The sequence below is a fragment of the Flavobacterium sp. 40-81 genome (genome assembly GCF_001898245.1).
GTDB lineage: Bacteria > Bacteroidota > Bacteroidia > Flavobacteriales > Flavobacteriaceae > Flavobacterium > Flavobacterium inviolabile.
Genome location: NZ_MKTM01000022.1, coordinates 15040 through 35485 on the forward strand (window position 1 = coordinate 15040; position 20446 = coordinate 35485).

19 protein-coding genes are annotated in these 20446 nt (G+C 41.4%); 17 read left to right on the forward strand and 2 right to left on the reverse strand.

All coding sequences use genetic code 11. From position 1 onward, the window contains the following. Positions 1-153: 153 nt before the first annotated feature. The 6 genes from lpdA (at position 154) to BGO42_RS08255 (ending at position 5359) form a co-directional block, all read left to right on the forward strand. Positions 154-1542, forward strand: coding sequence for a dihydrolipoyl dehydrogenase (gene lpdA, locus BGO42_RS08230; RefSeq protein WP_177734891.1), 1389 nt, complete (start codon positions 154-156; stop codon positions 1540-1542). Positions 1543-1812: 270 nt separating this feature from the next. Next, the gene (locus BGO42_RS08235) at positions 1813-2373 is read left to right on the forward strand and encodes a DUF4377 domain-containing protein (protein ID WP_273245427.1); all 561 of its coding nucleotides are present in this window, start codon (positions 1813-1815) and stop codon (positions 2371-2373) included. A gap of 151 nt (positions 2374-2524) precedes the next feature. Continuing rightward, the gene (locus BGO42_RS08240; protein WP_273245426.1) at positions 2525-3703 is read left to right on the forward strand and encodes a retropepsin-like aspartic protease; all 1179 of its coding nucleotides are present in this window, start codon (positions 2525-2527) and stop codon (positions 3701-3703) included. Further along, positions 3704-4156 (forward strand): GNAT family N-acetyltransferase, encoded by a 453-nt coding sequence (locus tag BGO42_RS08245; protein ID WP_177734895.1) that lies wholly within the window; start codon positions 3704-3706, stop codon positions 4154-4156. It abuts the gene before it with no gap. A 107-nt stretch (positions 4157-4263) separates the two neighbouring features. Then, entirely contained in the window at positions 4264-4839 is a 576-nt protein-coding gene (locus BGO42_RS08250) for a Crp/Fnr family transcriptional regulator (protein WP_273245423.1), read from the forward strand. Positions 4840-4915: 76 nt separating this feature from the next. Further along, positions 4916-5359, forward strand: a complete 444-nt coding sequence (locus BGO42_RS08255) for a carboxymuconolactone decarboxylase family protein (protein WP_273245421.1) — start codon at positions 4916-4918, stop codon at positions 5357-5359. Between the two features lie 39 nt (positions 5360-5398). Here the strand turns inward: BGO42_RS08255 and BGO42_RS08260 are convergent, their stop codons facing one another. Both BGO42_RS08260 and glyA read right to left on the reverse strand, forming a co-directional pair. Beyond that, positions 5399-6091 (reverse strand): hypothetical protein, encoded by a 693-nt coding sequence (locus BGO42_RS08260; protein WP_177734901.1) that lies wholly within the window; start codon positions 6089-6091, stop codon positions 5399-5401. A 595-nt stretch (positions 6092-6686) separates the two neighbouring features. Further along, complete coding sequence (gene glyA / locus BGO42_RS08265) at positions 6687-7961, reverse strand: serine hydroxymethyltransferase (RefSeq protein WP_177734903.1); 1275 nt, start codon at positions 7959-7961, stop codon at positions 6687-6689. Positions 7962-8071: 110 nt separating this feature from the next. On the opposite strand from glyA, the gene fahA reads away from it, so the two are divergent. The 11 genes from fahA to BGO42_RS08320 all read left to right on the forward strand — a co-directional run bounded on the left by fahA (position 8072) and on the right by BGO42_RS08320 (position 20438). Next, complete coding sequence (fahA, locus tag BGO42_RS08270) at positions 8072-9355, forward strand: fumarylacetoacetase (protein WP_273245419.1); 1284 nt, start codon at positions 8072-8074, stop codon at positions 9353-9355. 114 nt (positions 9356-9469) lie between these two features. Next, a complete protein-coding gene (locus tag BGO42_RS08275; RefSeq protein WP_177734907.1) occupies positions 9470-10654 on the forward strand; it encodes a hypothetical protein in 1185 nt (394 codons plus the stop codon). 177 nt (positions 10655-10831) lie between these two features. Continuing rightward, the gene (locus BGO42_RS08280) at positions 10832-11680 is read left to right on the forward strand and encodes a TolB-like translocation protein (RefSeq protein WP_177734910.1); all 849 of its coding nucleotides are present in this window, start codon (positions 10832-10834) and stop codon (positions 11678-11680) included. Between the two features lie 4 nt (positions 11681-11684). Further along, positions 11685-13148: an N-acetylmuramoyl-L-alanine amidase gene (locus tag BGO42_RS08285; RefSeq protein WP_177734912.1), complete on the forward strand. Its 1464-nt coding sequence runs from the start codon at positions 11685-11687 to the stop codon at positions 13146-13148. Between the two features lie 462 nt (positions 13149-13610). Next, on the forward strand, positions 13611-14228 hold the full coding sequence (locus BGO42_RS08290; protein WP_273245416.1) for a GNAT family N-acetyltransferase: 618 nt from the start codon (positions 13611-13613) through the stop codon (positions 14226-14228). Between the two features lie 4 nt (positions 14229-14232). Further along, entirely contained in the window at positions 14233-15447 is a 1215-nt protein-coding gene (locus BGO42_RS08295; RefSeq protein ID WP_273245414.1) for an argininosuccinate synthase domain-containing protein, read from the forward strand. Further along, positions 15440-16405 (forward strand): N-acetyl-gamma-glutamyl-phosphate reductase, encoded by a 966-nt coding sequence (gene argC / locus BGO42_RS08300; protein WP_273245412.1) that lies wholly within the window; start codon positions 15440-15442, stop codon positions 16403-16405. Before BGO42_RS08295 ends, argC begins: the two co-directional genes overlap by 8 nt. 84 nt (positions 16406-16489) lie before the next feature. Then, entirely contained in the window at positions 16490-17626 is a 1137-nt protein-coding gene (locus BGO42_RS08305) for an aspartate aminotransferase family protein (RefSeq protein ID WP_273245410.1), read from the forward strand. Positions 17627-17632: 6 nt separating this feature from the next. Next, complete coding sequence (locus BGO42_RS08310; RefSeq protein WP_273245409.1) at positions 17633-18586, forward strand: N-acetylornithine carbamoyltransferase; 954 nt, start codon at positions 17633-17635, stop codon at positions 18584-18586. Then, a complete protein-coding gene (argB, locus tag BGO42_RS08315) occupies positions 18573-19361 on the forward strand; it encodes an acetylglutamate kinase (RefSeq protein ID WP_273245407.1) in 789 nt (262 codons plus the stop codon). The genes BGO42_RS08310 and argB overlap by 14 nt, the downstream gene beginning before the upstream one ends. Before the next feature lie 3 nt (positions 19362-19364). Continuing rightward, positions 19365-20438, forward strand: a complete 1074-nt coding sequence (locus BGO42_RS08320; RefSeq protein WP_273245405.1) for a M20 family metallo-hydrolase — start codon at positions 19365-19367, stop codon at positions 20436-20438. The last annotated feature ends 8 nt before the right edge of the window (positions 20439-20446 follow it).

A 20446-nucleotide genomic window follows, 5' to 3' on the forward strand; every position in this document is an offset into this window, starting at 1 on the left:
AAATTGCTAGAAATTTCTTTTAAAAGCTATTAAAACAATATTTTTAGGCTATTAATTTTCCACACGTTTTAAAAATTGATAGTACGAAACTTTTCAATAAACAAATAAATCCCTATTTTCGTACGCAGAAAATTCATTAGAAATTATACTTTTATGAAATACGATATTATTGTTTTAGGAAGTGGTCCGGGTGGATATGTAACAGCTATCAGAGCATCACAATTGGGCTTTAAAGTAGCCATTATCGAAAAAGAAAACTTAGGTGGTATTTGCTTAAACTGGGGATGTATTCCAACAAAAGCATTATTAAAATCTGCTCAGGTTTTTGATTACCTAAAACACGCTTCAGATTACGGATTAACGATCAAAGAATTTGATAAAGATTTCAATGCTATTATTTCCCGCAGCCGTGGTGTTGCAGACGGAATGAGCAAAGGGATTCAGTTCTTGATGAAAAAAAATAAAATTGACGTTATTGACGGTTTCGGTAAAGTAAAACCGGGTAAAAAAATTGACGTAACGGATAAAGACGGAAAAGTAACGGAATATACGGCAGATCATATTATCATCGCTACCGGAGCCCGTTCCCGTGAATTGCCAAACTTACCGCAGGATGGTAAAAAAGTAATCGGATACCGTCAGGCAATGACTTTAGCCGAGCAGCCTAAATCGATGATTGTTGTTGGTTCCGGTGCTATTGGTGTTGAGTTTGCTCATTTTTACAATGCAATGGGAACCGATGTTACTATTGTAGAGTTCATGCCAAATATTGTTCCTGTAGAAGACGAAGATATCTCAAAACAATTTGAGCGTTCATTGAAAAAAGCAGGTATCAAAATCATGACAAATGCTTCTGTTGAAAAAGTTGATACAACCGGAACGGGTGTTAAAGCAACGGTAAAAACAGCTAAAGGAGAAGAAATTTTAGAAGCCGATATCGTACTTTCTGCTGTAGGAATCAAATCCAATATTGAAAATATCGGTTTGGAAGAAGTTGGAATTGCGACAGACAGAGATAAAATCTTAGTAAACGATTACTATCAAACAAACATTCCGGGTTATTATGCCATCGGTGATGTTGTACCGGGACAAGCTTTGGCACACGTTGCTTCTGCTGAAGGTATTCTTTGTGTTGAAAAAATCGCCGGATTACATGTAGAGCCAATCGACTACGGAAACGTTCCAGGTTGTACATACGCTACTCCGGAAATTGCTTCCGTTGGATTGACTGAAAAACAGGCTAAAGAAAAAGGATATGAAATCAAAGTGGGTAAATTCCCTTTCTCTGCATCAGGAAAAGCAAAAGCTGCCGGTACTCCGGACGGTTTTGTAAAAGTGATCTTCGATGCTAAATACGGAGAATGGTTAGGATGCCATATGATTGGAGCCGGTGTTACCGACATGATTGCTGAAGCAGTTGTAGCGCGTAAACTGGAAACTACAGGACATGAAATCCTGAAAGCTATCCACCCTCACCCAACCATGAGTGAAGCTGTAATGGAAGCTGTTGCCGATGCTTATGGCGAAGTGATCCACTTATAATATACATTACAATACCTATAAAAAAACCGTTTTGAAATTCAAGACGGTTTTTTTATAGCCGGTATTCCCGCATTTAATACGATTTTTATAACAAAAAATACTATATTTGTAATATACATCCACTTTACTACATTCGTTTCTATCCGCATCGATCGGATAAAACAGCATTCAACAAAATCAATAATCTTAAAATCAAGTTTTATGTTTAGACCTGTAATGTATTTTTTACTGTCACTATTTTTGTTTACTTCCTGTAACAAAAACGAAGTGATGAAACTAACAATTGCTTCACAGGAAGCAGATTGTGTTGGAGTAGCCCCGCAAAAATGTCTGTTGATTAAAAAAGAAAATCAGAAAGACTGGGAAAATCTTTATGGCGGAATTGAAGGATTCAACTATGAAGAAGGAAATGAATATGTATTGGAAGTAAAAGAAGAAAAAATCGACAATCCGCCGGCAGATGCACCCGCTATGAAATATGTTTTGGTAAAGGAAATTTCCAAAACAGCTAAAGTATCGGAAGGATTACCGCAAAAAGCCGAAGTGGCGGCAACTTTCCAGCTCACAATCGCCTCACAGCAGGCAGACTGTACCGGAGTAGCCCCGCAGAAATGCCTGTTGATCAAAAAAGACGGTCAAAAAGACTGGGAGTTCTGGTACAGCGGTATTGAAGGATTCAAGTATGAAGAAGGAAATGAATATGTGCTGGAAGTAAAAGAAGAAAAAATTGACAATCCGCCGGCAGATGCCTCATCTTTAAAATATGTATTGGTAAAAGAGATTTCCAAACAGAAAAAAACGTCTGATAATCTTCCCAAACCAAAAAAATAAAAACCGTAATTCGTTTTACAGCCCAGCCTCATTGTTGTAATGAGGCTGTTTTTTTTATTATAAACCGGGTATCATTTTTTTGAGTTTAACATTTTCCGGAATTAATCGTTAACCGTGAATTTGTATATTTATCGAAATAAAACCAAATTCCATGAAACATTACCTATGCCTCCTGTTGCTATGCTTCATTCCATTTACAACCACTGCCCAGCAGTTTACCTTTAACCAGGGCGGAACCAGTCAAAAGGATTATCATGCGGAGATTGCATACGAAAATGTAAACAATAAGATTATCATACCGGTTGTCATCCAGAATAAAACCTATCGTTTCCTGCTCGATACCGGTGCGCCCTGCATTATCACAAAAAAACTATACGACCATCTCAAACCGGCAGTGCTTACCAATGCCAATATTACAGATGCCAACGGAACAATCGACAGCCTGAAAATGGTTTCTTTACCGGAAGTCACCTTGGGCAATATTGCCTTTAATGGCGTTCCGGCTTTGGTTAGCGACAACAAACTGATTTCCGAATGCATGAACATTGATGGATTCATCGGCAGTAACATGCTGCGAAATTCCATCCTGCATCTTTCTTCTGTAAAAAAGACAATCACCATAACCGACAATCATTCCAAATTAAACCTGAATAAAAAACACGCTTCAAAATTAATACTCGTGGACAATCAGAGCAGTCCGTATATTACCATTGAGCTACGAAATAAAAAAAGTGCCAGAGAACAGCTTTTATTCGATACCGGTATGAACAATTTATACGATATGTCACTAAGAGCCTATGATATTTTTAAAAATGAAAACCTTTTTACCAATACACAGGAAGGCTATGGCAATGCCACCATCGGTATTTTTGGCAATGCCGGCGGTACCAAAAATTACCGCTTTACCATTCCGGAAATAAAAATTAACGGTATTCCTTTTAAAAACGCAACCGTTGAAACTACCAGCGATCAAAACTCCAGATTTGGTGCCGAACTGCTCAATCACGGTATCGTAACCATCGATTATAAGAACAAATACTTCTATTTTGAGCCTTTCAGGGAAAGCTATGACCTAAAGGAAAAACAATTTGGTTTCAAGCCCACTATCGTTAACGACAAATTAGTCGTGGGGATTATCTGGGACGATGCCATAAGAGGAACCGTGGGCATTGGTGACGAAATCGTTCAGATTGACGACATCAACTACGAGAACATCGATCATTGTTATATTGTGACCCAACCTTCACCATTAAAGAATAAAGATTCCGCTACAGTAACTTTTAGAAACAGCGCAGAAGACTTAACAAAGCTGACCTTAAACAAAAACTAAATGACCATAAAACAGCTGGATAAGACCGAGCCGCTTCCGTATGATTTATTATACCTGGCCGATCCGTCAAAAGCAATGATTGACAGTTATATCCATCAGTCGTTTGTATTTGTCATGTATGCCGGAACGGCTGCCGTTGGAGTTTATGTACTGTTTCCCATAGATACCGCGACGGCAGAGATCAAAAACATAGCCGTACAGGAAGCCTGTCAGCAAAAAGGAATTGGAAAGCAGCTGCTTGACCATGCCGCCGGAGAAGCCCGGAAAAAAGGTTTTCGGACCATTCAAATTGCCACCGGCAATTCCAGCATCGGTCAGCTGTATTTATACCAGAAACAGGGATTTGACATTTTTAATATTGAAAAAGACTTCTTTACCACAAATTATAAAGAGCCTATTTATGAAAACGGGATTAAGTGCAGACACCTTATCCGGCTTTCAAAAGAACTATAACGATTAAAGAGAGTACCTTTCCGGAAACCATTGTTCCGGCAAAATACTATGCTTAAAATCAAAGCTATCCGCTAAGAATCGATTATCTTTATACCAAAGCTCCTGCTATGTTTGAACAACTTTTTCTTCATATTAAAAAATCTGTATCCCTTACTGCTGAAGACGAAAATATCATAAAAACGTATTTCAGTTCCAAAGATATTGCCAAAAAAGAGTTTCTGCTACAGGAAGGCAGTCTTTGCAAATACAACTATTTTATCCTTAAAGGCTGTTTCCGTTTGTATATCATAACCGAAAACGGAAGGGAACAGGTTATTCAGTTCGGACTTGAAAACTGGTGGATAACTGATTATGTCAGCTTTTCATCCGGACAGCCGTCCAAGTTTTACATCCAGGCACTGGAACGCTCGGAAGTGTTATATTACAGCAAGGAAAAAGAAGAAGAACTGTTTCTCCGGGTTCCTAAAATAGAGAGCTATTTCCGTAAAAACCTGGAAATAGCCTATACCGCTTCTTTAATCCGGATCCAGTATATATTTGCTTTATCGGGAGAAGAACGTTACTCCCAGTTCGCCAAACTGTATCCGGGCTTTATCCAGCGCGTACCGCAATACATGCTGGCGTCCTTTCTGGGCTTGACACCGGAATACCTGAGTGAAATCCGAAAAAAAAACACAAAATAGTATTTCTTAGGTTTTCTTAATTTTTTTCCGGTTTGCAGCCCATAACTTTGTCCTATAATATTAAAAATCAATAGTTATGGACATTAGAATAAACCTTAGTCAGGTAGAACCGGAAGCATATAAAATAATGTATGCCTTTGAAAAATATTTAAGCAGTTCCAAACTGACCACTACCCACAAAGAGCTGATAAAAATCCGAGCTTCCCAGATTAACGGCTGTGCATTCTGCATTAACATGCACACCAAAGATGCCCGAAAAGCCGGCGAAACGGAACAACGGATTTATGCATTGAATGCCTGGAGAGACACGCCTTTCTTTACCGAAGAAGAGCAGGCTATTTTAGCATTAACGGAAGAAATGACCCTGATCCAGCACCATGTATCGGATGCTACCTTTAAAAGAGCACAGGAGGCTTTAAAAGACGACAACTATCTTGCCCAGGTGATGTTTGGCATAGTAACCATTAACAGCTGGAACCGGATTGCGATTGCAAGTGGTTTGCAGCCCGAAAGAGACTAAATAAAAAATCCCTTTAAAAAGGGATTTTTTATTTTTATATTATTCTCTGATAATCATTATTGTTGCTTTAAAGCCGGTGGCCAGATCCCATCGGTTTGCCGACAGCGTCTGTCCTTTATCATCAAAGATATTAAACTCCGCTGTGTTGGGACCGGAACTTCCCTGGTTTAGCGCTTCAAAGTCCAGTTTGTTGAATCCCTTTTCCAGACCCAGTGTAATTCCTTTAAAATCGCCCTGTAGTATTACCTGCGCAACCACAATCTTACCGTTAACCAGTACCTTAATCATATCCCCGTCTACATATTCATGGTCACGGTACAGTATTTTTACAAATTCCGATTTCGTTCTGATCTCACCAAAGGACTGATCCCTTTTAAAAATCCTGGAATCGCCGTTGCCTTCTCCTTTAAAATCCTGTTTCAGCCTGTCTACATATACCTCTCCCGGATTTGCGAACTTCTCTTTTTCGCTGCCAAAACCGGAATTATTGGTATCGCCAATCTGAAAAGAAGACGTATTCGGTTTTAAAGCATCTAAAGGATTCACGGGAGTATCAAAAATGGAAGCACCAAAATTCATCGATGGAAAAGCAGTGGTATTCGATGCTTTATCCGGAGCGGCGATGGGTATCTTCAAACGCGGTATCGGTTTGGATTTGATGATAAAATCATTTTGCGCAAAACCATTTACGGATAATCCGATTACAAGAAATAATAAATATAACGATTTCACCAGGCTGAAATTTTTTTAAAGTTTAAAAATAACAAATTAAGGACGACATAAAAATATTATGCCGCTTTTTAACGCTATTTTAATTATCAAACACAATGCCTGTTTAGCTGCTTTTTCTATTTTTTTCAAAAAAAGAAAACAACCATGCCCTAAAAACAGCGGAAGTTTTGATTTGTGATATCAGTTTATTGTTTTACCTGTTTAGACGGGCATCCATCGGAAACCCGGAACCGGAATATAGCCGGCATTACACTATAAAATTTATGATTTTATTAAGAATATCCATAAAAAATAATAGGAAAAACCGTAAAACGTTTATTCCTTTTTTTGTAACTTGCAGTCCGTTAAACCTTTATAAAGTCATTGATTTACTTATGGTACAGATAATGATTATGCTAATAAGACAACTGATTGTGCTGATAATTAACTTCAGCCAGTTGTTATAACGTTTACACTACTCCAGACTATTTTTAGTCCCTTTTTACAATGGGATTCAATATAGATGTCAACTCTTTTATCATTTAATTTTGTTACCGGAATAAAAACAAAAAATCCCTCCTAAAAAGAGGGATTTTTAATATTTACTGATCGCTGATTAAAAAACGAACATCGCTCTTTCGCTCATCATATCGTTTACTTCGTCGGCAACTTCTTCAAGAATTTCTTCGTTTGTGTGGTTCATAATTACCTTATCAATCAAAGCAACAATTGTTTCCATATCGGCTTCCACCAATCCACGGGTAGTAACGGCAGGAGTTCCCACACGGATACCAGAGGTTACAAATGGTGATTTATCATCAAAAGGAACCATGTTTTTATTAACGGTAATTTCCGCTTTTACCAAAGCATTTTCAGCCTCTTTACCGGAAATATTCTTATTTCTCAGGTCAATTAACATCATGTGATTGTCCGTTCCTCCGGAAATGATGTTATACCCTCTTTTCACAAAGGCAGCAGCCATCGCTTTGGCATTCTTTTGTACCTGCATTGCATAAGTGAAAAACTCATCGGTTAAAGCTTCCCCAAAAGCAACCGCTTTAGCGGCGATGATATGCTCTAACGGTCCGCCCTGATTTCCAGGAAAAACAGCTCCGTCCAATAAAGACGACATCATTCTGATTTCTCCTTTAGGTGTCTTGATTCCGAATGGGTTCTCAAAATCGTTCCCCATCATGATCATTCCTCCTCTCGGACCTCTTAATGTTTTGTGTGTCGTAGTTGTAATAATATGACAATGCGGAACCGGGTCATTCATTAATCCTTTCGCGATTAATCCGGCAGGATGTGAAATATCTGCCATTAAAATAGCCCCAACGCTGTCTGCAATTGCTCTGAAACGCGCAAAATCCATATCGCGGGAATACGCAGAAGCACCTGCAATGATCAATTTAGGCTGCTCTTTCGTAGCAATTTCCTGAATTTTATCATAGTTCAGCATTCCTGTTTCCTGCTCTACTCCGTAAAATACAGGATTGTATAATTTTCCGGAGAAATTAACCGGTGAACCGTGTGTTAAGTGACCACCGTGTGAAAGGTCAAAACCTAATATTTTGTCACCCGGTTTTAAACAGGCAGCAAAAACAGCTGTATTGGCCTGAGAACCGGAATGCGGTTGTACATTCACATAAGCCGCTCCAAACAAAGCCTTCGCTCTGTCTATCGCAATCTGCTCAATAACATCCACTACTTCACATCCGCCATAGTATCTTTTTCCGGGATATCCTTCTGCATATTTATTTGTTAAAACAGAACCCGCTGCTTCCATTACCTGATCACTCACGAAATTCTCTGAAGCAATAAGTTCCAGTCCGTGAATTTGTCTATCTTGTTCTTCAAGAATTAAGTCGAAAATTTGTTCGTCGCGTTGCATTTTATAATATTTCGTTAAATTGAGTTCAAAAATACGAAAATCGTTTGTTAAATTCACAATAGGGACTATATTTGATTTCGAATTTTTCAACAACAAAAACAACAAACAATATGCCTATAAGTGCCAATGACCCTAACAGAAAATCGTGGTTACACGTCTCTGAAAACAGCGATTTCCCAATCCAAAATATTCCATTTGGAGTTTTCATAACAAAAGACGATGTCGTAACCATAGGAACTCGTATTGGTGATTTTGCGATCGATATGGGAGCCTTACAACAATTAGGGTACTTTGAAGGAATAGAATTAACAGACGATATGTTCATGCAGGATACGCTGAACGACTTTATCTCCGATGGAAAAAAAACATGGCGATTGGTTCGTAACCGCCTGGCTGAAATTTTTGATGCCGTAAATCCGCAATTAAGAGATAATGAAGCGCACAAAGAAGTTGTGATTTTCAATGTTAACGATATTGAAATGCAATTGCCGGTTTTAATCGGTGATTATACTGATTTCTATTCCAGTAAAGAACATGCTACCAATGTTGGTAAAATGTTCCGTGATCCGGACAATGCCTTATTGCCAAACTGGCTGCACATTCCGGTGGGTTACCACGGAAGAAGTTCAACGATAGTTCCTTCCGGAATCCCGATTCACCGTCCGATGGGACAAACCCTTCCAAACGGGGAAACACAACCGGTATTCGGACCTTCCCGTACGGTGGATTTCGAATTGGAAACCGCTTTCATCACAACCGATGCCAACATCATGGGCGAAAATATCCCTGTTGGTGAAACCGAAGACTATATCTTTGGTATGGTTTTACTAAACGACTGGAGTGCCCGTGACATCCAGAAATGGGAATATGTGCCGCTGGGACCATTCTTAGCGAAAAACTTTGCCTCTTCCATCTCTCCGTGGATTGTAACCTTAGACGCTTTGGAACCTTTCCGCGTAGCAAGTCCTGTACAGGAACCGGCTCCGCTGCCTTATTTACAGCAAACCGGCGATCATGCTTTCGATATTAATCTGGAAGTATTAATTGCACCGGAAAATGCAGAAGCAACCAGCGTTAGTAAATCCAACTTCAAATACATGTACTGGACAATGAGTCAGCAGCTGGCACACCACACCATCAACGGTTGCCGTGTGAATTCAGGTGATATGATGGGTTCCGGTACTATTTCCGGTCCAACAGAAGACAGTTTCGGTTCGATGCTGGAATTAACCTGGGGCGGAAAAAACCCGATTAAAATGAATGACGGTTCCGAGCGTAAATTCATCAATGACGGCGATACTGTAATCATGAAAGGATACTGCCAGAATAACAATGTAAGAATCGGATTCGGAGAAGTTTCCAGTAAACTGCTTCCCGCTTTCGAAAGAAAATAGATTCTTTCTGAATCAAAATCAAACTCCGGATTAAATTCGGAGTTTTTTTATGTCCTGACCGAAAATACCTCTTAAAAAAATTATATTTTTGACCCAAAGTAAAATGTCCGATTTATGAAGAAAATTATAGCGCTGTTCTCCGTAATAGCATTTGTTTATTCCTGTGGTGTCAAACAAACCCAAAGCATGATCAGCGAAGGCGATTATGACGGTGCTATTAACCGCGCTATCGAAGGACTGAGCAATAACAAAAATGCCAAAGGTAAACAGGATTATGTCTATTTACTGGAAGAAGCGTTTGCCAAAGCCAAAGAACGTGATTTACGGACTATCGATTTACTGATAAAAGATGCCAATCCTTCCAAACTGGAAAAACTGTACAATACCTATTTACAGCTTAACAACCGCCAGGAACGCATCCGCCCGCTATTGCCTTTGCAGTTGCTGAAAGAAAAACGCAATGCCCTTTTCCCTTTTGACGATTATTCCGATCAGATCATAAGCAGCAAAAATGCACTTGCCAAACACCTGTATAACAACTCCAAAGCTTTGTTGGCTACCAACGACAAAATGAATTTCAGAAGAGCTTATGACGATTTCGCTTATCTGGAAACCTTAAGCCCGGGCTTTAAAGATGTCAAAAAATTAATGGATGAGGCACAATTTAAAGGTACCGACTTTGTAAACGTCTATACAAAAAACGAAACCAATATGGTCATTCCGGTTGGTCTGCAAAACGACCTTCTGGATTTCAGCACACTGGGATTAAACGACAAATGGACCGTTTACCACAGTAACCGGCAAAAAGGAGTGACTTACGATTTTGGTTTAATTGTAAACTTCAGGGATATTAAAATCACTCCGGAACAAATCAAAGAAAAACAATTCATCAAGGAAAAACAGATCAAAGACGGCGTAAAAAACCTGTTGGATGCAAACGGACGTGTGGTAAGAGACAGTTTGGGCAAACCAATTAAAGTAGACAACTTCCGTACGATAAAAATCAACATCTATGAATTTACACAATTCAAAGCCTGCCAGATAACGGCTAAAGTTGATTATATCGATTTTAAAACCAACCAGCTGATCGAAACTTTCCCGTTGAGCAGTGAATTTGTTTTCCAGAACATCTATGCCAATTATAACGGAGACCGACGTGCCAGCGATGAAAATTACTACCAGTATTTTGACCGCAAAGCCGTGCCGTTCCCAAGCAACGAACAAATGGTTTTTGACACCGGTGAAGATCTTAAATCCAAATTAAAGAACATTATCACCCGGAATAAATTCCGTAAATAATACCCCTGTTTTCAGGCTGTACCAACCAAAGTGCTTTAGTAATTAAAGCACTTTTTTTATTTCCGAAAGGCTGCATTAAAATATTAACAAGCATTATAATATTAATTATTTGTTAATAAAAATTTGACGTTTTATAAAATATAAATGCTAATTTTATGAAAATCAAATCTATACATTATGAAAAAAAACCTACTTTTCATTTCGATGTTGTTTTTAGGCATCAGCGGCCATGCCCAGAAACTATCCGAATTCAATCGCATTAATGTTGAGGGATTTTACACCAATCCCGTAGTAGCTCCAAACGGGGACTATGCCTTGCTAACAGGCGAGCATTTTAAAGGGCTCTATCTTTTAGACCTGAAAAAAAACACTGTTGTCAAAATTTCCGATAAGGATGGTAGCGGTTATGGTTACAGCTGGGATAAGAACGGTACCGTTTTTTATTTCAAGGAAAAAGGAGAAAAAGAATATTTCTCACAATCCAGAGTTATGGCCTATGATGTTGCCACCAAACAACTGGAACGTAAAACAAACATCAATCACAACTTCCTGCCTTCGTTTCAGGGTGAAACAACAAACATAGTTGTTTACACCAACCTGACGACTTTAAAAATCGAAGCCAAAGATCTGGCCAGCGATAAAAGCTGGGTAGTTACCGGCGATGAAGGACAATTCTACAACGCTATTTTATCCAATGACGGTAAAAAAGTAGCGGTACACAACGGTCCGGACATTTTTGTTTACGACCTTAACGGAGACGGAAAAGGAACAAAAGTGGGCACCGGAATCGCAACTTCCTGGTCGGCAGACGACAAATACTTATTAGGTTTTTTAGACGAAAGTGAAGACGGGCATACGGTAAGCAATTCCGAGATATACCTTTTTGACACCAGCGCTTTCAGACCGAAAAAAATCACCAATACAGAAGTTTTTACCGAAATGTTCCCAACATTTTACGGCAAAAACCAGATAATGTTTTCGGATGATAAAACCGGTAGAATTTTCACTTCTCAACTAAAAAACTAAACACATGAAAAAAATAACTGCACTCCTGTTTGCCTTAGTAGTGACCTTTATGGCAAATGCTCAGATAATCGTTATCGATCCGGGTCACGGATATGGCACCTCAACCAGTGACAATCCCGACGGAAGAACCGCAACCGAAATAGAAACTTCACTGGAAGTGGGTTTACGAACCCGTACCCTGATCCAGAACAGCTGTACGTGGACCGTATACATGACCCGAACCACAAACCTAAACAGCTGGACATCCGTTACCCAAAGAGCAACGATGTCCAATAACTGGAATGCCGACCGTTTATTGAGCGTTCACTGTAACGCCGGCGGTGGTACCGGAACCGAGACTTTCTATTGTACTTATGACGATACCAATACCGCTCCGGATATTGCTTTTGCACAGAAAATCCAGGCCGATATGGTTTCTTACGGTTCCTGGACAAACAGACGCTGCGTGGAAGACAATAGCTTCCTGGCCTATCATTTGGGCGTTTTACGCTATTCTTCCGCTACAGGATGCTTAAATGAGATCGGTTTTGTGGATTCTGCCGATGCTACAAAACTAACAAGCTCCACCTGGAGGGATTCTTTTGCGTCTGCCTACTTTAACGCTTTAAAATCCAACCTGAACCTGACCTGCAGCGTTACCGCTCCGGGCGCATTCACATTGACCGCTACACCGGAATGCAACGGAACAGCTACCCGCGTAAGACTGAACTGGACCGCTTCTGCTAATGCCACCAGCTACGATATTTACAGAAACGGTGCTCTATATGCCAGCAGCATTACAGGAACACAATACCTGAATACCGCCGTTACCGCCGGAACAGCCTATACCTACTATGTAAAAGCTAAAAATGCCAGCAGCAGTACCAATAATTCAAACGGAACACTATCGGCTACACCGCCATCCTGCAGTACTCCGGGAGCCTTTACGGTAACAGCAACAGCAACCTGCAGCGGTACTACCAGTGCCATTAACGTTACCTGGACCGCATCTGCCAATGCCACTACTTATGATATTTACAGAAACGGTAACCTGTATGCTCCGGATGTTACAGGAACATCATTCTTAAACACTTACCTGATCACTGCCGGTACTACCTATACGTATTCGATGGTTGCCAAAAACAGTGTGGGAACAATCAGTAATTCGAACGGTACCCGCAGCGTAACAGCAACCAGCTGTGGTGCGAAAATGGCTGGTGAAACAGCTCCGAACGGATTTGACAGCTTAAACTTATACCCTAACCCGTCAGACGGAATAATCAACCTTTCCATTGAAAATATAGCCGTAAAACAGCTTCATCTGATGCTGATCGATACCAACGGACGTATCGTATTAGAAAACAATCTGACACCGGCAGACAACACCGTATCCGAGCAGATTGACATTCGTAATTTTGCTGCGGGAATCTATATTGTCAAGATTACAGCCGACAATAAAGAATACATTCGTAAGATTATTAAGAAATAAATCCTTTCTTTTTTGTTTAAATCCGGGGCAATGCTCCGGATTTTTTTTAGTGTAAAGCCCTGTAAACAGGGACTTCTATTGTTAAAAAAATCACTTTCTGTATTTTTTAACACATCCTATTACAAAATCTTTTACATTTGCAGCAATGAAAACAACAATGTTACATAGTAACTTTTCTACACGGAAAACCCTGATCCTATCTTCCCGGACAGAGCGGTCGACTTTCTAGTACCCGAGTTTTTCATATTGTTATTCATTTCTCATATTTCCCATTTTGGAACCAGTAATTTTTGTATCAGGACAAAACAGTCTTAACAACACATTTATATTTTTAGCATTACAGTCTGTAATACTGACAACACGACGGTAAAGGCTGCTCTTTTCGACACTAATTTCTTTTAGGCTCGAACCACACCCCCTATTTTTTATTTTCTATTAATCCTTTATTCATCATTGTTAGAAATGAATGTAATCATTGTTATTGCTCAAAAGGAGCATTATCACTATGCGCAGGAAATTTGCGACACCATCGAAACATCTGCCCTGCAGCGAGGTACCGGAATTGCCAAGAGAACTCCGGAATACATCCATAAAAAGATCGATTTACAGGAAGCTGTGATCGCTTTGGAAAATGGAAAATTTGCCGGATTCTGCTATATCGAAAGCTGGCAGCACGGAAAATTCGTAGCCCATTCCGGATTGATCGTACATCCCGGCTACAGGCATCTCGGATTGGCAAAAAAGATCAAAACTTTTGTATTTGAGTATTCCCAAAAAAAGTATCCGGAAGCAAAAATCTTCGGAATAACCACCGGTTTAGCGGTTATGAAAATCAATTCCGACCTCGGGTATCGTCCCGTTCCTTTTTCGGAACTAACCGATGATCCCAGTTTTTGGGCAGGCTGCAAAACCTGTACGAATTTCGATATCCTGCAACACAAAGAAAACAAAATGTGCCTTTGCACCGGAATGCTGTACGACCCGAAAGAAAAGAAAAACCAGGAACAGGAATACACCTTTAACAAAAAAGTGCTGGGCAGATTAAAAAGCATCAAACAGGCACTTTTCTTAAAAAAATAATACCATGAACAAAACTCATAACAATCATTCCAAAATAGTAGTATTGGCCTATAGCGGTGGTTTGGACACCTCTTTCTGCCTGACGTATTTAATCCAAAACGGTTTCGAAGTACATACAGTCCTGATAAATACCGGAGGCTTTACCACAGCCGAACTGGAAACCATTACGGCCAGAGCCTATGCATTGGGCAGCACACAGCATACCAACCTGGACATTGTTGAAAAATACTATAACAAAGCCATTAAATACCTGATTTTCGGCAACGTACTCAAAAACAACACCTATCCCCTTTCGGTCAGTGCCGAACGTGTTTTCCAGGCATTGGAAGTCATAAAATATGCCAAAGCAAACGGAGCGGCGGCAATTGCGCACGGCAGTACCGGTGCCGGAAACGACCAGATTCGTTTTGACCTTATTTTTCAAACCATCGCCCCCGAGATTGAAATTATCACCCCCATCAGAGACCTGCAATTGTCCCGCCAGCAGGAAGTGGAATTTTTACAGCAAAACGGCATCAACTATTCCTGGGAAAAAGCACAATACTCTATCAACAAAGGGATCTGGGGAACCAGTGTGGGCGGAAAAGAAACCCTAACCTCTCACCTGCCGTTACCGGAAGAAGCTTATCCGTCGCCATTACAAAAAACCGTACCTGAAAAAGTGATCCTTGAATTTGAAAAAGGAGAATTGGTCGGCATCAATCATCAAAAAGACATTCCGGCGAACAATATCCTCAAACTGGAAGCTCTGGCAAACGCATTTGCTATTGGCAGAGACATACACGTGGGCGATACCATCATCGGTATTAAAGGCAGAGTCGGATTCGAAGCTGCGGCACCCTTACTCATTATCAAAGCCCATCACCTGCTGGAAAAACACGTACTCACAAAATGGCAGCAGTACTGGAAAGAACAATTGGGCAACTGGTACGGCATGTTGTTTCATGAAGGGCAATTCCTGGATCCGGTTATGCGCAATATCGAAACCTTCCTGACAGACTCTCAAAAAACAGTCAGCGGAAAAGTGACCGTAACGCTAAAGCCCTACCATTTCTCTTTGGACGGAGTAGAATCGGCTCACGACCTGATGAATTCCCAGTTCGGGCAATATGGCGAAATGAACAACGCCTGGACGGCCGAAGAAGCCAAAGGATTCATTAAAATCCTGGGCAATGCACAAACTATTTATTCACATGTAAATTATCTGGATTATGATTAATGTTGGTATTATCGGAGGTTCCGGCTACACTGCCGGAGAACTGTTGCGTTTACTGGATAACCATCCTAAGGCTGTAGTCGACTTTGTTTACAGCACCACCAATGCCGGTAAACCGGTAACGGATGTGCATCAGGACCTCCTTGGTGAAACGGACTTACTATTTACCGATACGGTAAACCCGGAAATCAATGTCTTGTTCCTTTGCCTGGGACACGGCAAATCGAAAGCCTTTTTAGCGGCACATCCTTTTGCCGGTCACACCCGTATTATCGACCTGGGAAATGACTTCCGTTTGCAGAAAGATGCGGAAGCCTTCGTTTACGGACTGCCAGAATGGAACAAAAAAGCCATACAGAAAGCACAGTTTATTGCCAATCCGGGCTGTTTCGCTACGGCTATTCAGCTCGCTTTACTACCGTTGGCACAGCACCAGGAACTGCAAAACAGTATTCATATTAATGCCACCACCGGAAGTACCGGTGCCGGCGTACAGCCTTCGGAAACAACGCATCACAGCTGGCGAAACAACAATATGTCCCATTACAAAGCCTTTGAACACCAGCATCTGGATGAAATACAGCAAAGTCTGGCCATCACACAGACCGGTTTCTGTCAGGAACTGTTGTTTATACCCAATCGCGGCGATTTTACCAGAGGCATTTTTGCAACGCTGTATACCAAAACCGACAAATCACTGGACACCCATGTAAAACAGTTTCAGGCTTTTTACGAAAAGGAACCGTTTGTTGTGGTCACCACCGGAAATATCCATTTGAAACAAGTGGTTCAGACCAATAAATGCCTGATCAGCCTTACCAAAAAAGGAGATTACCTGTTGGTAACTTCCATTATTGATAACCTCATCAAAGGCGCATCCGGCCAGGCAATTCAAAACATGAACCTGATGTTCGGCTTAGATGAGAAAACAGGCTTGCAATTAAAATCCGGTAATTTCTAATCCCATTTGCCCTTTGCCATTTACATTTTGCCCTTTGCTTTTTGCTAATTGCCCTTTACTTTTCACTATTTAAAAACTAAAAAAATGAATCTATTCAACGTTTACCCCATATACAACATAACCCCAACCAGAGCCATGGGCGCTAAAGTATGGGATGCCAACAACCAGGAATACCTTGACTTCTACGGAGGCCACGGCGTTATTTCCATTGGTCATTCCCATACAGCCTATGTTAATGCGATTACCGGACAGGTACAGAAAATAGGATTTTACTCCAATTCGATAGTAAACCCTATCCAAGAACAACTGGCTCAAAAAACAGCGCAGCTTTCCGGTTATCCCGACTATTCCTTATTCCTGTGCAACTCCGGCGCGGAAGCCAACGAAAATGCTTTAAAACTCGCTTCTTTCCACAATGGAAAATCCAGAATCATTGCATTTCAAAAAGCGTTTCACGGACGTACTTCTGCCGCGGTTGCCGTTACCGACAATCCCGCTATCATAGCGCCGGTTAACAATAAGCACGAAGTCGTATTCCTACCGTTAAACGACATCGGCCCGGTGACCGATGAAATTGCCAAAGGCGACGTCTGTGCCGTAATTATCGAAGGCATTCAGGGTGTTGGCGGACTGGACGAAGGTACAACCGCTTTCTTTCAGGCCTTGCAACAGCTCTGTAAAGCCCATAACGTGATCCTGATCCTGGATGAAATCCAAAGCGGTTACGGCCGTTCCGGTAAATTCTTTGCCCATCAGCACCACGGAATTCAGCCGGACATCATTTCGATGGCAAAAGGAATGGGCAACGGTTTTCCTGTTGGTGGTATTTTAATCAGTCCCGGATTCAAAGCCTCCTATGGTTTGCTGGGAACCACATTTGGCGGCAACCACCTGGCTTGTGCTGCGGCTCTTTCGGTATTGGAAACCATTGAAAAAGAAGCTTTGATTGACAATGTCCGTCTTCAGCATGATTATTTCTGCGATCAGATGCAACAATTTCCCGAAATCAAAAAAGTGAAAGGCAGAGGACTAATGCTCGGACTGGTATTTGATTTTGACGTTAGCGAACTGCGTCAAAAGCTCATTTATGAAGAATACATCTTTACCGGCAATGCCGCACAAAAAAACCTGCTGCGCATACTGCCGCCATTATCCATCACCAAAGACGACACTGATTATTTTGTAAAAGGGCTCAAAAATGCGCTCGCAACCTTAACCTAAAACAACATGAAACATTTCACATCCGTAAACCATATTGATGATCTGGACGAGTTGCTTCTATTAGCCAAACAGATCAAATCCAATCCTTATGCCAACAAAACAGCAGGCAAAAACAAAACCCTGGGACTGTTATTTTTCAATCCCAGCTTAAGAACCCGACTGAGCACTCAAAAAGCAGCTGCTAATCTGGGCATGAACTGCATTACCATGAACCTCAACAACGAAGGCTGGAGCCTGGAATTTGAAGACGGTGCGGTTATGGACGGTGACAAAGCCGAACATATAAAAGAAGCGGCACAGGTAATCTCCCAGTATTGCGACATTATCGCCATTCGCAGTTTTCCTTCGTTAACCGATAAGGAAAAAGATGAAGAAGAACACGTCATCAACGCCTTTGTCCAGTATGCCTCGGTGCCGGTAATCAGCCTCGAAGGCGCCACGGAACATCCGCTACAGGCGGTTGCCGATATACTGACCATACAGGAATACAAGACGACCCAAAAGCCGAAAGTGGTCTTAACATGGGCACCGCACCCGAAAGCTTTGCCACATGCGGTTCCCAATTCCTTTATAAAAATGATGCAGCTCGCTAATGTTGATTTTGTCATTACACATCCGGAAGGTTATGAGCTCAATCCGGAAGTAACGAAAAACAGTACCGTTACCCACAACCAGGAGGAAGCATTTAAAGATGCTGATTTTATTTATGCCAAAAACTGGAGCAATTATAACGATTACGGGCAGATACTGTCGCAGGATGCTGCCTGGATGGTAACCCCGGAAAAAATGGCACTGACCAAACAGGCAAAATTCATGCATTGCCTTCCAGTAAGACGAAACCAGGTTGTTAGTGATGCCGTTTTAGACGGTGCCGATTCCATCGTCATTTCGCAGGCAAACAACAGAACCTATGCGGCACAGGCCGTTCTAACCAAAATATTAGCACATGAAAGCCAGTAAACCCAATATAACCATCGTTAAAATCGGCGGCAATGTTATTGATGATCCGGTTGCTTTATCGAAAGTATTGACCGCTTTTTCCAAAACAGACGGGCCTAAAATACTCGTTCACGGCGGCGGAAAAGAAGCCAGTAAAATTGCTCAGTCCTTAGGTCTGGAACCGCAAATGATTGACGGCAGGAGAATTACCGACCAGCACATGCTGGATGTCGTTGTAATGACCTATGCCGGACTGATTAATAAAAGAATTGTTGCACAGCTGAACGCGAGGCAGTCAATAGCCATTGGTTTTTCCGGAGCCGACGGGAACACAATCGTATCCGAAAAAAGAAAAAATCCGGACATCGATTTTGGTTTCGTGGGGGACATCATTGCCGTTAATAAAGAACCACTCACAAAAATACTGGAACAAAATATAGTACCGGTTTTCTGTGCCATTACCCATGACGGAAACGGACAGCTTTTAAACACCAATGCCGATACCATTGCATCGGAACTGAGCAGCACCTTATCGGAAATCTATACGGTAAAGCTCATTTATTGCTTTGAAAAACAAGGTGTTTTAATCAACTCGAATGATGACGATTCCGTTATACCGGCCATCACCCGATCCAAATACAGGGATCTGCTGGAAATCGGTGCGATACATTCCGGTATGATCCCGAAACTCGACAACTGCTTCCTGGCATTGTCCAAAGGAGTTGACCGGGTCATTATTGGGAATCCGGCTGTTCTTGAAAATCCAAATACACAATGTACCACAATTAGCCTTTAACTTATGAAAACAATACCAACGCTAACAAACGAAGCCATCCAGTTATTAAAAAAGCTCATTGCCACTCCTTCTTTTTCTGGAGAAGAACAGCAAACGGCACTATTACTCCAGAACTGGTTTCAGGAAAATAATATTCCTTTTAAACAGGAAAACAATAATATATGGGCCTGCAACCAGCATTTTGACGCTTCCAAACCGACATTACTGCTCAACTCCCATCACGATACCGTAAAACCCAATCAGGGCTATACCCTTGATCCGTTTACCCCTATTGAGGAAGACGGCAAAATTTTCGGCCTCGGCAGTAATGATGCCGGTGGCTGCCTGGTTTCGCTATTGGCTGCGTTTGCCTATTACTATACACACGAAAACCTGTCGCACAATATTGTGATCGTGGCTTCCGCCGAAGAAGAAAGCAGCGGACCGAACGGCTTGAACAGCGTCCTGCAACATTTGCCTCCGCTGGATTGTGCAATTGTGGGCGAACCCACCGAAATGCAATTGGCCATAGCCGAAAAAGGGCTTTTGGTACTGGATGTTACGGTAAACGGAACAGCCAGCCATGCCGCACATCACAACGATGATAACCCTATTTACAAAACGCTTGCCGTTATCGACTGGTTTAAAAATTACCGTTTTGAAAAGGTTTCCAACATATTGGGACCGGTTAAAATGACGGTAACCCAGATCAATGCCGGAAAGCAGCATAATGTTGTTCCTGCCGAATGCCGGCTGGTCGTGGATATCCGTGTAAACGACCGCTATAGCAACCAGGAAATACTGGACACGGTGGTTCAGCAGGTACCGGCCGTTATAAAACCGCGCTCGATGAATTTAAATGCCTCTTCGATTGCGCCACAGCATCCGTTAGTGCAATCCGGAATCGCTTCTGGACGCAGCACTTATGGTTCTCCAACGCTCTCCGACCAGTCGGTACTGAGTTGTCAGTCCTTAAAATTAGGACCGGGAAATTCCCTGCGTTCCCATACGGCTAACGAGTTTATCTATCGCCGGGAAATTGAAGAAGGAATTCAATTATACATCAACATACTCGAAGGCTATTTACTAACCACATAAAAACACGA